Annotated in this window: 12 protein-coding genes and 1 pseudogene; 10 read left to right on the top strand and 3 right to left on the bottom strand. The window is 48.1% G+C overall.

What is annotated here, in order from left to right; all coding sequences use genetic code 11:
- The first annotated feature begins 31 nt into the window (after positions 1-31).
- Positions 32-760, top strand: a complete 729-nt coding sequence (gene pyrH, locus RIF25_RS06630) for a UMP kinase (protein ID WP_015125587.1) — start codon at positions 32-34, stop codon at positions 758-760.
- Positions 747-1,295, top strand: a complete 549-nt coding sequence (frr, locus tag RIF25_RS06625; protein WP_322877761.1) for a ribosome recycling factor — start codon at positions 747-749, stop codon at positions 1,293-1,295. The genes pyrH and frr overlap by 14 nt, the downstream gene beginning before the upstream one ends.
- Before the next feature lie 128 nt (positions 1,296-1,423).
- On the opposite strand, the gene RIF25_RS06620 is transcribed toward frr, so the two are convergent.
- Both RIF25_RS06620 and RIF25_RS06615 read right to left on the bottom strand, forming a co-directional pair.
- Entirely contained in the window at positions 1,424-2,473 is a 1,050-nt protein-coding gene (locus RIF25_RS06620; RefSeq protein ID WP_322877760.1) for a potassium channel family protein, read from the bottom strand.
- Positions 2,474-2,506: 33 nt separating this feature from the next.
- Positions 2,507-3,379 carry an S-methyl-5'-thioadenosine phosphorylase gene (locus tag RIF25_RS06615; protein ID WP_322877759.1) on the bottom strand — a complete coding sequence of 291 codons (873 nt, stop codon included), beginning with the start codon at positions 3,377-3,379 and terminating at the stop codon, positions 2,507-2,509.
- Between the two features lie 190 nt (positions 3,380-3,569).
- Between RIF25_RS06615 and acnB the strand changes: the two genes are divergently transcribed.
- From acnB to RIF25_RS06585, 6 genes and pseudogenes are all read left to right on the top strand, one after another.
- Positions 3,570-6,173, top strand: coding sequence for a bifunctional aconitate hydratase 2/2-methylisocitrate dehydratase (gene acnB, locus RIF25_RS06610; RefSeq protein WP_322877758.1), 2,604 nt, complete (start codon positions 3,570-3,572; stop codon positions 6,171-6,173).
- A 398-nt stretch (positions 6,174-6,571) separates the two neighbouring features.
- Entirely contained in the window at positions 6,572-7,054 is a 483-nt protein-coding gene (locus tag RIF25_RS17200; RefSeq protein WP_407682350.1) for a PD-(D/E)XK nuclease domain-containing protein, read from the top strand.
- A gap of 135 nt (positions 7,055-7,189) precedes the next feature.
- Positions 7,190-7,422, top strand: a pseudogene (locus tag RIF25_RS06600) (DUF433 domain-containing protein).
- 243 nt (positions 7,423-7,665) lie between these two features.
- Positions 7,666-8,001, top strand: a complete 336-nt coding sequence (locus RIF25_RS06595) for a nucleotidyltransferase family protein (RefSeq protein WP_322877755.1) — start codon at positions 7,666-7,668, stop codon at positions 7,999-8,001.
- Positions 7,988-8,356 carry a HepT-like ribonuclease domain-containing protein gene (locus RIF25_RS06590; RefSeq protein ID WP_322877754.1) on the top strand — a complete coding sequence of 123 codons (369 nt, stop codon included), beginning with the start codon at positions 7,988-7,990 and terminating at the stop codon, positions 8,354-8,356. The genes RIF25_RS06595 and RIF25_RS06590 overlap by 14 nt, the downstream gene beginning before the upstream one ends.
- A gap of 151 nt (positions 8,357-8,507) precedes the next feature.
- Positions 8,508-9,410, top strand: coding sequence for a methylenetetrahydrofolate reductase (locus RIF25_RS06585; protein WP_322877753.1), 903 nt, complete (start codon positions 8,508-8,510; stop codon positions 9,408-9,410).
- Between the two features lie 15 nt (positions 9,411-9,425).
- Here the strand turns inward: RIF25_RS06585 and RIF25_RS06580 are convergent, their stop codons facing one another.
- Positions 9,426-10,838: an MFS transporter gene (locus RIF25_RS06580; RefSeq protein ID WP_322877752.1), complete on the bottom strand. Its 1,413-nt coding sequence runs from the start codon at positions 10,836-10,838 to the stop codon at positions 9,426-9,428.
- Positions 10,839-11,122: 284 nt separating this feature from the next.
- On the opposite strand from RIF25_RS06580, the gene RIF25_RS06575 reads away from it, so the two are divergent.
- Together RIF25_RS06575 and tkt are read left to right on the top strand one after the other, a co-directional pair.
- Entirely contained in the window at positions 11,123-11,707 is a 585-nt protein-coding gene (locus RIF25_RS06575; RefSeq protein WP_322877751.1) for a Uma2 family endonuclease, read from the top strand.
- 200 nt (positions 11,708-11,907) lie between these two features.
- On the top strand, positions 11,908-13,923 hold the full coding sequence (tkt, locus tag RIF25_RS06570) for a transketolase (protein ID WP_322877750.1): 2,016 nt from the start codon (positions 11,908-11,910) through the stop codon (positions 13,921-13,923).
- Positions 13,924-14,188 lie beyond the last annotated feature (265 nt).

Here is a 14,188-nt window from a genome sequence, read left to right as displayed (position 1 = left end):
GTTGTAAACATTGCCATTGGCCTGGGATTGTATGACACGCAAATATCAGCGGGTATTACTCAAACTTAGTGGGGAAGCCCTCATGGGAGACCTTGCCTATGGCATTGATCCCACCATTGTCCAGGCCTTTGCCAGTGAAATTGCCCAAGTTGTCCAGGCCGGGGTGCAAACGGCGATTGTCGTGGGTGGAGGCAACATTTTTCGGGGCATGAAAGGGGCAGCGGCGGGGATGGATCGGGCCACAGCAGACTACATTGGGATGATTGCCACCGTCATGAATGCGATGACTTTACAGGATGCCCTGGAACGGATGGATATCCCCACTCGGGTCCAAACCGCCATTGCCATGCAAGAAGTGGCCGAACCCTATATCCGGCGGCGGGCGATTCGGCATTTAGAAAAATCTCGGGTTGTGATCTTTGGGGCTGGTTCGGGGAATCCCTTTTTTACCACCGATACCACAGCAGCTTTACGAGCCGCGGAAATTGATGCCGAAGTCATTTTTAAGGCCACCAAAGTTGATGGCGTGTATGATTCGGATCCTCGCAAGAACCCCCAGGCCAAGCGATTTCAGACCCTGACCTATAGCCACGCCCTTGCCAATAATTTAGGGGTCATGGATAGTACGGCCATTGCATTATGCAAAGATAATGATATTCCCATCGTGGTGTTTAGCTTAAGTGAGCCTGGGAACATCTACCGCGCCTTGATGGGTGAGGCAATTGGCACGCTTGTGGGAGGAACCTGTGAAGTTAGCTGAAATTGAAGATCATATGCAAAAGTCCGTAGAAGCAACCCAACGGATGTTTAACTCAATCCGAACCGGGCGGGCCAGTGCTTCTTTATTAGATCGGATTACCGTGGACTATTACGGCACCGAAACTCCCTTGCGCTCCCTCGCCAACATCAGCACTCCCGATGCTACCACCATTACCATCCAGCCCTATGATCGCTCCAGCTTAACCCAGATTGAAAAAGCGATTCAGATGTCAGACCTCGGCTTAAATCCTAATAATGACGGGACAGCCGTGCGGTTAAATATTCCCCCTCTAACCACCGACCGCCGCAAAGAATTGGTCAAAACGGTGGCTAAACTAGCTGAAGAAGGGAAAGTAGCCATTCGCAATATTCGCCGGGATGCCGTGGATGCGGTCAAAAAACAAGGGAAAAATGGTGAACTTTCAGAGGATCAGGTAAAAGATAGCCAAGACCAAATCCAGAAATTAACCGATAAATACATTGCTAAAATTGAGAATCACTTGTCTGAAAAAGAAAAAGATATTATGACAGTCTAAAATCCCAATTACTGCACTGCAAAATCCCTATATTGCCGCAGGTTAGGTGGATCAATTCTCTGACTCGGTTTTTTGGGGTGATAGCAAACCGGAACAGAATAGACAGTGCTCTGAGGAAAAATAAGTTTCTATGAGAGCCGAGTCACATTTTTAAAGGCCATGACAATCAGGGAATCTTGGGCTTCTAAATGCTGAAAGGAACTATGCCGGGGATTAAGCAAGATTTCCCCATTAGCCTGCTTAACGCCTAACAGCAAGACTGGGTTTTCAGGATGTTTACGGCTGTATTGACTAATCCATTGACTGAGTTCTTCAAAGGTTTTGCCGATCAGTTGGGATGGATAGCGATCCGGATCAATAAAGTAAAATTCGTTTGTGTCCTCGGAATAGGTTAATAACTGTTGATAAACCACAGACATATTCGTAAATAAGGCACTTTGGGCAATAATTCCCGAACTGTATTCCCGAGCCGAAATAATTTCATCAACCCCTGCTTCTTTGAGATGTCGCTGTCGATCTAAATTGACTAACTCGGCAACTACATGGATATTTTGCTCCCGGCCTGGGGTTTCTTCTAAATGTTTAATCGCCAGGGCAATCAAGGCATTTTTCGCATCGGGGCTGGCACTGTCTTGATCGGCTAAGAGAATCACCGACTTGGCCTGGGTAGCCCCATATTTAGCTAAGGTGGCGTGGTGAGTCGGGTCGGCCTGGATGAGGTGAATATCTGAGCGAGCTTGTAGATCTTCGGGGAGTTTCACATCTGCCGTGGAAATAATCACAATCTCCCGCTGATGTTGTTTATTGGCTTCAATCAGTTGCTGCAGAATGGCCACCGCCTTGAGATTCCAATTACAGATAATAATATGATCCTGAAATTGCTTCATTATTGTTTTCCTCCGCAACGAGCGCATCACAAAAAACGATGAAACCCGACCAATCACTGCCCCAAAAACAAACGTCCCAAAGATAAATAAGAGCAATTGCAAAACCTGCCCAGTTAGGGTCTTCGGTCGATCTGGATATTCTCCCAAAAGCGTGATAATGACATTTTCTAGGAGTTCCCAGGCCTGGTCTTGTGAAGTTGCCCCCTCTGTCCACAGCAATAATCCCACCAGGCCAACCAGGCCCAAGCCCGCGATTGCGACTAACAGAAATTGCCAGCGAGGACGAAACATCAGGGTAGATGAATTTTAGAGAATCAAACTGACTTAAAGATAGGGCTTGAGAAGAATACCCAATTTCTCTTTAGTCGCCGCCGGAACTTGATCCAACGGGGTGAGAATGGCATGGCGCAGGGCTTTATGGGCTTTGGATACCGGGGGATTGGCGGTTAATTTGGCAACTGTGGCCTGGATGACGCTCTGGGCATTGGCGGCATTCCGATGCAAATTGCCAATGATCATTTCCACCGTCACGCTGTCATGTTCAGGATGCCAACAGTCATAATCCGTGGCTAAGGCTAGGGTGGCGTAGGCAATTTCGGCTTCTCGGGCCAGTTTAGCCTCGGGTAAATTCGTCATCCCAATTACGGTTCCGCCCCAACTCCGATAGAGATTAGATTCAGACAATGTGGAAAAGGCCGGCCCTTCCATACAGACATAGGTTCCGCCCCGATGCAACGTTACTTCTGGTAAATTCAGTTCGCTAATCGCATCTCCTAACACCTGGGCTAATGCCGGGCAAATCGGATCTGCAAAGCCAATATGGGCCACAATCCCATCCCCAAAAAAGGTGGAAACCCGGCTGCGGGTGCGGTCAATGAACTGATCCGGTAAGACCATATCCAGAGGTTTAACCTCTTCTTGGAGTGAACCCACCGCCGAAGCGGAAATGATGTATTTCACCCCGATGGCTTTTAAGGCATAGATATTGGCCCGATAGGGAACTTCCGTGGGGAGTAAATGGTGATTGCGGCCATGACGGGCTAAAAAGGCAACTTTGGCACCATCAAGCGTTCCGACAATCAAGGCATCAGAGGTAGGGCCAAAGGGAGTATCAATTGTCACTTCTTCCACATTTTGGAGGGCTGCCATTTTGTATAAGCCACTGCCACCAATAATCCCAATGGATACATCTGCCATGATGAGTTTCCTTGATAATGTCTGACGCTGAACTACCGCAAATTATACGGCTTTCCTTTCCCGCTTCTTTGACCGGCCCAATTGCAACCTAGGCTACAGTTTGCCCCTCAGAGAGATGTCGTACTCTGGAAAGTAGGGCCTGGTTAGACTGGGTGATTAAAGATTATTGCGTCCTTGAGAGAGGTTGGTTGTGGAAAATTTCGATGTTTTGGCAGTTTATCGGCAACATACAGCAGAGCGGGCTGAGTTAGGCATTCCCCCGTTGCCCCTAACTGCGGAACAAACCTCCCAGGCCTGTGAACTCCTGAAATCTCCCCCGGCCGGTGAAGCGGATTACCTGTTGCATTTAATTCGGGATCGGGTTCCCCCCGGTGTGGATCAAGCCGCCTATGTCAAAGCTGGGTTCTTAACGGGAATTGCCAAGGGTGAATTTTCCAGCCCGTTAATTAGCCCCAAATACGCCGTTGAACTGCTGGGAACCATGCTCGGCGGCTATAACGTGCATTCATTGGTGGAGTTACTCAAGTCCGAAGACATTGAATTGGCGACTACGGCCATGACCGCCCTGAGTAAAACCCTGCTGGTTTATGATGCCCTCCACGATGTCCAAGAATTAGCCGCCAGTGGGAATACTTTGGCCCAAAAGCTACTCCAGGCCTGGGCTGATGCCACATGGTTTACAAGTCGGCCAGAGTTACCCGCAGCAATTACGGTCACGGTATTCAAAGTCCCTGGGGAAACTAATACGGATGATCTGTCTCCAGCCCCTCTAGCCACAACTCGCCCCGATATTCCCCTCCACGCCACGGTGATGTTGGAAAGCCGCCAACCCGGAAGTTTGGAAACCATTGCGGAACTGAAGAAACTTGGGCATCCGGTGGCCTATGTCGGGGATGTGGTGGGAACGGGATCCTCGCGGAAATCGGCCACTAACTCTGTCCTTTGGCATACGGGGGATGACATTCCTTTTGTCCCCAATAAACGCACGGGTGGCTACTGCTTAGGCGGAAAAATTGCCCCGATTTTCTTTAACACGATGGAAGATTCGGGGGCGTTACCGATTGAATGCGATGTGACCCAAATGAACACGGGCGATGTGATCACGATTTACCCCTACCAAGGCGAGATTAAGAATACGGCGGGGGAGGTGATTTCCACGTTCCAACTCAAACCTGACACGATTCTCGATGAAGTCCGGGCCGGGGGACGGATTCCCTTGCTGATTGGGCGGACTCTGACGGATAAAGTGCGGGCGGCGATGGGGTTAGAACCAAGTCCTGTCTTTACCCGGCCTGGGATTCCGGCAACAGTGACGCACGGGTTTACCTTGGCTCAAAAAATGGTCGGCCAGGCCTGTGGATTGCCAGGAGTATTACCTGGAACCTATTGCGAACCCGTAATGACAACTGTTGGCTCTCAAGATACAACCGGGCCGATGACGCGGGATGAACTGAAGGAGTTAGCCTGTTTGGGGTTTGGGGCTGATTTGGTGATGCAGAGTTTTTGCCATACCGCCGCCTATCCCAAGCCGGTGGACATTACGACCCATAAAGAACTCCCAGATTTTATTAACTCCCGTGGGGGTGTATCGCTCCGGCCTGGGGATGGGATTATTCACTCGTGGTTAAACCGGATGTTGTTGCCGGATACAGTCGGGACGGGTGGCGACTCCCATACGCGGTTTCCTTTGGGGATTTCGTTTCCAGCCGGGTCGGGATTAGTAGCCTTTGCGGCGGCCTTGGGGGTAATGCCCTTGGATATGCCGGAGTCGGTGTTGGTGCGGTTTAAGGGGCAATTACAGCCAGGCGTGACGTTGCGGGATATTGTCAATGCGATTCCCTATGTGGCGATGCAGCAGGGCAAGTTGACGGTGGCTAAGGAAAACAAAGTTAATGTCTATTCCGGCAAAATCATTGAAATGGAAGGCCTCCCGGATTTGCAGTTGGAACAGGCTTTTGAGTTAACCGATGCTACTGCCGAGCGTTCTGCGGCCGGATGCACAATCAAACTGAGTGAAGAAACCGTTGCCACCTATTTACGCTCCAATGTGGCCCTCTTGAACAACATGGTGGCGCGGGGGTATGGCGATGCTCGGACGATTCTGCGGCGGGTGAAGAAAATGGAAGAGTGGCTGGCGAATCCTGTGTTGCTGTCTGCGGATGCCGATGCGGTCTATGCCGATGTGATTGAGGTGGATTTAGACCAAATCAAAGAACCGATCGTGGCGGCTCCCAATGACCCAGACAATATCAAGCTGATGTCGGAATGTGCAGGTGATCCCATCCATGAGGTGTTTATTGGCTCCTGCATGACAAATATTGGTCACTATCGGGCGGCAGCTAAGGTTTTGGAAGGGGAAGGGGCCTGTAAAGTCCGGTTATGGGTGGCTCCCCCAACGCGGATGGATGAGCAACAACTCAAAGAAGAAGGTTACTATGCCACGTTTGCAGCGGCAGGGGCGCGGTTAGAAATGCCGGGATGTTCGCTCTGTATGGGAAATCAGGCCAGGGTGGCAGATGGGGTAACGGTCTTTTCCACTTCAACCCGGAACTTTAACAATCGCATGGGCAAAGGCGCACAGGTTTATCTGGGTTCAGCAGAGTTAGGGGCGGTGTGTGCCTTGTTGGGGCGGATTCCCACGGTGGAGGAGTACATGAACATTGTCACGAAGAAAATTGACCCGTTAGCGGCTGATCTTTATCGCTATTTATACTTTGACAAGGTGGTGGGTTTTGAAGATGAAGGGCGGTTAATTTCGGCTGAGGAGGAGTCTAAGTTATTGGCTTCTGTTTAATTTTCTCTGTGCTTATAACCAGTTGTTCCCTGTTATCAGTAATTTATAGTTAATTAACTTGCAAAAATCACGTCGAAGTTGAATATAAAGCTATGCTTTCAAAAGAAGATGCTCTTCAAAGATTTAACCGTCAAATCAAAGCTATAGAGGATTTAATGAGAAAGCCTAGGTTTTGTCCAGACTTTGATAAGTGGCATCGAGATACTGAGATTTTGATTGAGAAGATATTTAGTGAGAATACTAGGCATATAAATGATTTCAATAATATTTCTTATGATTTAGGTATTCTAATGTCGAATACTCCAGACTACGAATATGACAAGGTCTACAGAAATGGTCTCACTCGTGCTGAGTCGATACTCAAGTCGTTTATCGATGAAATCAATGATTATTGGGACTTGGAACGAAAAGTAGATAACAGAGACTGTTTACTTATTGTCGAAAAAATTTGCAGTCGCTTTCCTAAGGTTGCCAGACAACTAGGTTCTCGCCAGCGCAATAAAAAACCTTTTGAAATTATGGATGAGTATGATGTTCAGTATCTACTTCATGCCTTACTTTTATTAGAGTTTGATGATATCAGACCTGAAGAATGGACACCAAGTTACGCTGGCGGTAGTTCACGAGTGGACTTCTTATTAAAGAATGAGAAAATTATCATTGAAGTCAAGAAAACTCGACCTAATTTGAAAGATAAGGAAGTCGGTGAACAACTAATTATTGATATTGAAGGTTACCAAACTTATCAGGATTTCAAGAAACTCATATGCTTTGTTTATGATCCAGATCATTTAATTAAAAATCCCTCTGCGCTTGAAAACGATTTAAGAAAAGACAAAGATGATTTCATGGTCAAGGTAATTATTGCTCCTAAATTATGATTATAATCGCAAAGGATTATTTGTCTTTGCTCGAACCGGGAGAATATTTTTATTTTGAATGACGCAAAATTTCAGCCTAAAGCCTTCAAAATTAACAGTGAAATATTTTTGTAAATACTCCTTGGAACTTAGTTTATGAAATTAGATCGGATCACTAGCAATCCTGCTCAAATAATGGTCAACCTTGCATTCGTAATATGCGTTTAACCGTGCGGAGGATTTTGGAACTATTAGCCCTTTACCCAGATCGGCAGGAGCTTTTTCAGGAATTTCCTGAACTTGACGATGAAGATATTCACCAGGCCTTAACCTATGCCACATCCGATTTATCAAGGTACGTCATCCCCAGGCCTCGACCCAGCCAATAGTGAATGGGCCTCTGCTGAGGTTTGGATGGATGCCATGCTGACACCGCCCTACTTATTGCTGTTGTTAAGCTCACCATCAGGTAGTTACCACATTTATAATCCAGCAAAAATTATAAATTAATTTTTAGTTGTGCCAGCTACGAAGAAGCCCAGGCCTGGTTATTGGAAGATGAATATGAACCTGTTGAAGGTAAAGTTCTAGCATCAGAGTTGTAATGGGTAATTTTCAAGAGATGCATGGTTATGTTCACAACTCAAAATCACAGAATACAGACTTTAGTTGATCTGAGTCAGATTCCTGAGTTATTCCAGCATTGGAAAATTAAAGAACTTACAGTCTTTGGCTCTATCCTAAGAGATGATTTTAATCCGAATCAGAGTGATATTGATCTACTTGTTTCTTTTACTGAAGATGCTCACTGGATTCTGTTTGATTGGATTGATATGCAAGATGATTTTGAGCAAATCTTGCACCGTAAAGTTGACCTAGTGAGTCGTAGGGGTATCGAAGACAGTCAAAACGTAAATCGTCGCCAGTCTATCTTCAATTCAGCCCAAGTGATCTATGTTGCCCCGTGAATTCAACTACCTGGAGGATATGTTAGAAGCAGCAACATTAGCCCAAGGCTTTATTGAAGGTATCGACTGGGAAACATTTGAACAAGACTTAATGTGTCAAGCTACGGTCATGCACCAATTTACCATCATCGGAGAAGCGACTCGGCGGATTTCACCAGAAACTCAAGCTACAATATCCAAAATATTCTGGCGACAAATTATTGGAATGCGGAATCGTTTAACCTATGAATATGATGATTTAGATATTCAAGTGATTTGGGATACTGTCCAGATCGCATTACCAGGCCTGGTTAATACCCTAGGCCCTAACCTATGCCTCGACCTAATTTTATGGAGAGGTAAAATTGGATGCTAAAGATCGCTATCACGTCATCCCCAGGCCTTAACCCAGCCAATAGTGATTAGAGCTTTGCAGAAGTCTCGATTAATTCAATTCGCCCATCAACGCAGGCGGTAAGATCAAGGTTGCACCCGATGATCTCGCGACTCAAGCCCCAACTAATCACATGTCCATCACTCCCCCATCCCGACTCCAGCAAGCCATTCAACGGGGAGAATTTTTAATTACTGCCGAAGTTTGCCCCCCCAAAGGCAGCGACCCCCAGCAGATGATGGACAATGCCCACCTCCTCAAACACCGAGTTCATGGCATTAATATCACCGATGGTAGCCGGGCTGTGATGCGCATGAGTTCCCTAGTGGCCGCCATATTGTTAAAGCAAGCGGGCTTAGAGCCGATCTATCAAGTGGCCTGCCGGGATCGAAATCGAATTGCCCTCCAGGCCGATCTCTTGGGGGCGGCGGCTTGTGGGGTACAAAACGTGCTGGCCTTAACTGGGGATCCCATTCAAGCAGGCGATCATCCCCAGGCCCGGCCTGTATTTGATCTTGAGTCAGTACGCTTACTACAACTGATTGGCAAACTCAATCAAGGCTTAGATAGCAACGATAAACCCCTACCCGATCAGCAAACCCAACTCTTTCCCGGAGCCGCCATTGATCCCCAGTCTCCTAGTTGGTCTGGCCTGCAACAACGCTTTGAGCGCAAACTAGCCGCCGGGGCCCAGTTTTTCCAGAGCCAGTTGATTACGGATTTTGATCGCCTCGATAAATTTATGAATCAAATTGCCTTAGGTTGCGGGAAACCCATCTTAGCGGGTATTTTTCTACTCAAGTCAGCGAAAAATGCCCAATTTATTAACCGAGCCGTTCCAGGAGTTCATATTCCAGATGCGATTATTAACCGTTTAGCCCAGGCCCCGGAGCCATTGCAAGAAGGAATCAAAATTGCCGCCGAACAAGTCCAACAGGCCCAACACCTATGCCAGGGGGTGCATTTAATGGCTGTGCGCCGGGAAGATCTGATTCCGCAAATTCTTGACCTGGCCAATATTCCCCCCGTAGCCTAAGTCGAGATTTTGGGGTTAGCCCTCTTCCGCGTTGGCCTGGTGCCGTGATTGGAGTTGCAGGAGAATTTGGGTGTGGTATTCCTGAGTAATGGGATAGAGATAGGCCAAGACAATCCCCAAGGCTAAAAACACAGTCGGAACTGGCCCAATGGCTAACCGAATGGCTAATAAGGCAGAGTCCGGTTGAATTGGTGGAGTGTCTCCAGGCCCCGAGGAAATAAATCCGGCAAAATTTAACCCTTGCCCAACAATAAATAACCCAAAGGCCAGCCCCATTTTTTGCAACAGCACCATAAAGCCATAGAAAATCCCTTCCCGCCGTTGTCCCGTATTGAGTTCATCCAAATCCACCACATCGGGAATCATAGACCAAGGAATTAAATAGGCCGTGGAAACCCCAACCCCCGCCAAAATTGCCATCCCATACATTAACCCGACTTGATGGGGCTGCAAGAAAAATAACCCGGCCTGGGCAATCATCCAAATCACCATCCCAAAGAAATAGACCGCCTTTTTGCCATAGCGTTTACTAAACCAACTCCAGGCAAATAACATCACCAACGCTGTTCCCTGCACTGCCAAAGCCACCTGAGTTGCCGCCGCCGCAGGCAGTTTCATCCAATCAATGACAAAAAACGCAATCATCGAAGCCGTAATTTGCACTGCCAACCAAGAACACAAATAAATCCCCATCACATAGACAAAAGGCCGATTGCTAAACACCAGCTTGAGTTGTTGCCGATAGGGAATTTGCGCTTGGACAGGGGCAGCTAAATGAATGGCTTCAGCAGCTTTAATCCGGTTGCGGGTGCCGAAAATACACCAATACAAAGGCAACACCGAAATAATCGCCGTGACCAGGCCAATGATCAGATATTGGTTAACGGGGTCTTTCACCTGCTGAAAAATGACCTGGGCTAAAAGCAGTGAGCCAATACTGCCACCAATGGAAAACGTAAACCGAAAACTATTTAGGCTAGTGCGCTCGTTATAGTCTTGGGTCATCTCTGGGGTCATCGCCGTGTAGGGTAAGTTCACAGCGGTATAACAGGTATTAAACAAAATCCCAACCAAGACGTAATAGGCAAATAGTACCCATTGGTTATCGGTGGGAATGATCCATTGCAGAAAGAAGGTCAAGCCAAAGGGAATGGCCCCCCAAAACATCCAGGAATGACGGCGACCCCAACGGGCATTTTTGGTGCGGTCACTTAAGACCCCAATAATTGGATCGTTAATTGCATCCCAAATTTTGCCAATCATCAGGACACTACCTGCCAGGCCGGCATTCATCCCCGCCACATTGGTAAAAAAGATCAGCAGAAAAAAGACAAGAATGTTGGCCGTAATGGCTGTGCCTAAGTCCCCGGCCCCAAAAGCCAGCTTTTCTCCAACTGTTAAGGGCTTTGTCATGGGACGACTCACCATCGGGACACCTCCTCCTTGCTGATCATGATTTGCAACCAGGGCTAAAAATATGGCCTTTAAGTATCATCCCCTGGCCTGGCTAATCTGGCAGTAATAGGGGCAATGCCTATAATTATTCCTAGGTTTGGCCAGTCTGATGAAGCTACCTCATGGGGAGTTTGCCATCATTCCAATCGAAAAGCTCACAGGTGATTGCTTGCACCCTGATCATCTGTTGGGCAAGGATCAGGCCAGAGTTTTTGCTTCAGCCTAAGGGCCACATGACACCGGCTAGGAGGTGATATATGTCTATCGTTGGTGAATTAAAAATTGAGAACCAGGCCTGGACAGATGAAGCCTTCATGGCCCTGCCTCAAGACGGACATCACTATGAAATCGTCAACGGAGAATTAGTGGACATGGGAAATTCAGAAGCCATACATGGTCAAATTGCCATAATTCTCAGTTCCGCTCTATTTGGTGCAGTCAATGACCAACAACTCGGAATATTATTTGACTCCAGCACAGCCTTCAAGATGAAAAGCGGGAATAAACGCTCACCTGATATTTCTTTCTTTGCCAAGGAACGGTTGCGGGGGATGAGGCAGTTGCCTGCTGGTTTTCTTGAGGGTGCACCAGACCTAGCGGTTGAAATACTGTCTCCTGGCAACACTGTAGAAGAGATGCATCAAAAGTTGGTTGAGTATTTTGACAATGGCTCCCGGCTGGTGTGGGTGGTTAATCCCAACGAACATTTTGTGTTGACCTATCACTCTGCCCAAGAACCAGATCGGCTCCTGAAGTCAGGGGATGTTCTCGATGGCGAGGATGTCATTAGAGGATTTTCCCTGCCCGTTGCGAACCTGTTTGCCCCCCTTTGCTTTGAATAGGTCATCTACCTTGATCTGCCCGATATTTTTCCAGAGTTGAGGGAGAGACAGTCCATGATACCCTTGGGATAGATTGATCAGCCCTGCATTGTTAAGTATTATTACCTACTATAAGTCATCCTAAGTTTTCCCTCGGAATGGCCTGGGATTGATCCGTAATTTTCCCTCTCGTTGTCCACATACCCCACTCCAGAAGCATCATGCCAGTCGCCACTACTCAGTCCCTCGAAGAACTTTGTATTAACTCCATTCGCTTTCTTGCGGTTGATGCCGTGGAAAAGGCCAAGTCTGGTCACCCCGGTTTACCCATGGGAGCCGCGCCAATGGGGTTTATCCTCTTTGACCAATTCATGCGGTTTAACCCGAAAAATCCCCAGTGGTTTAATCGAGATCGGTTTGTTTTGTCCGCCGGCCATGGCAGTATGCTCCAGTATGCCCTGCTCTATTTGACAGGCTATGACAGTGTCTCGATTGACGATATCAAAAACTTTCGGCAGTGGAAATCTCGCACCCCCGGCCACCCCGAAAACTTTGAAACGGCGGGTGTAGAAGTCACCACGGGCCCCCTCGGTCAAGGCATTGCCAATGCGGTTGGGTTAGCCGTTGCCGAAGCCCATTTAGCCGCCACCTATAACAAGCCTGACTGCAAATTAGTTGACCATTACACCTATGTGATTTTGGGTGATGGCTGCAACATGGAAGGGATTTCTGGAGAAGCGGCCTCGATTGCCGGTCACTGGGGCCTGGGTAAACTAATCGCCCTCTATGACGACAACCACATTTCCATTGATGGCTCCACCGATGTGGCCTTTACGGAAGATGTTTCCAAGCGGTTTGAAGCCTACGGTTGGCACGTCCTCCATGTGGAAAACGGCAACACCGATATTGCGGCCATTGCCAAAGCCATCGAAACCGCTAAATCCGTCACCGACAAACCGACCATGATTAAAGTCACGACCACGATTGGTTATGGCTCCCCTAACAAGGCCAATACAGCCGGGGTGCACGGTGCGGCCTTGGGTGGTGATGAAGTCAAGTTAATGCGGGAAAACTTGGGGTGGGAATTTGCCCCCTTTGAAGTTCCGGCTGATGCCTTGTCCCATATGCGCAAAGCCGTTGAACGGGGAGCCAGCTACGAGGCTGAATGGCAATCCACCTATGCCCAATACAAAGCCAAGTATCCAGCAGAAGCGGCGGCCTTTGAGCGGCAAATTTCTGGGCAGTTACCCCCCAATTGGGATAGTGTGCTGCCGACCTACACCGCTGCTGATAAGGCCCTCCCGACCCGGAAGCATTCTGAAACCTGCTTGAATAAACTTGCACCTGTGTTACCGGAATTGATTGGCGGCTCGGCGGACTTGACCCACTCCAACTTGACCGAGATCAAGGGCTATGGGGATTTCCAAAAAGGGCAATACCAAAACCGGAATATCCACTTTGGGGTGCGGGAACACGCCATGGGTGCCATCTGTAACGGGATTGCCTTGCATGGTTCGGGCTTGATTCCCTACGGAGCTACCTTCTTAATCTTCACCGACTATATGCGGGCGGCAATTCGCTTATCTGCGTTGTCTGAGGCCGGTGTGATTTGGGTGATGACCCACGACTCGATTGGCCAAGGGGAAGACGGCCCCACCCACCAACCGATTGAAACTCTAGCGTCTTTACGGGCAATTCCCAACTTAACCGTGATCCGGCCGGCCGATGGTACCGAAGCGTCTGGGGCCTACTATGTGGCGATTAACCAGGCCAAGGAACACAAACCCACCCTTTTAGCTTTCTCCCGGCAAAACTTGCCTAACTTAGATGCAACCTCCATTGAAGGAGTGACCAAAGGGGCCTATGTGGTGGCGGATTGTGATGGCACGCCGGAATTGATTTTGATCGGCACAGGGTCGGAATTGAATCTTTGCACAACGGCAGCTGAGAAATTAACGGCTGCGGGTAAAAAAGTCCGGGTGGTTTCGATGCCCTCCTTTGACTTGTTTGAAGCCCAAGATGCAGCTTATAAAGAGTCTGTCTTGCCGAAAGCCGTGACCAAGCGGTTATCTGTGGAGGCTGGTTCGAGCTTTGGCTGGCATAAATATGTTGGGACGGAAGGCGATACGGTCAGCATTGATCGCTTTGGGGCTTCTGCTCCCGGTGGTGTAGTTATGGAGAAATTTGGCTTCTCGGTGGAGAATGTTTTGGCTAAGGCCGAAGCTCTCTTAGGTTAGGTTCTCCTAATTTAAAAGTTCTTGAACGGGGCCTGGTTGTGTGAATCCTTTGAACGGGATAAGCATTCCCAGGCCAATTTTTTATAAAGACTATTTCCTTAGGAATGTGCAGAGATCAGACATAAAGTTGTTCTTTACTATTGTTAGAAATATTTCCTACCTCCTGCACGGTTAAGACATTAAAACCACGAGTTCTGAGTAAAGTGGAAACCAGTCCGGAAATGTCCTCGTTAGTATAAATACTTGCAAAGAGCTTCATTACAGG

Source organism: Pseudocalidococcus azoricus BACA0444 (genome assembly GCF_031729055.1).
Classification (GTDB): domain Bacteria; phylum Cyanobacteriota; class Cyanobacteriia; order Thermosynechococcales; family Thermosynechococcaceae; genus Pseudocalidococcus; species Pseudocalidococcus azoricus.
The sequence above is the reverse complement of the archived record's forward strand: the minus strand, read 5'-3'. Positions and strand labels throughout refer to the sequence as shown.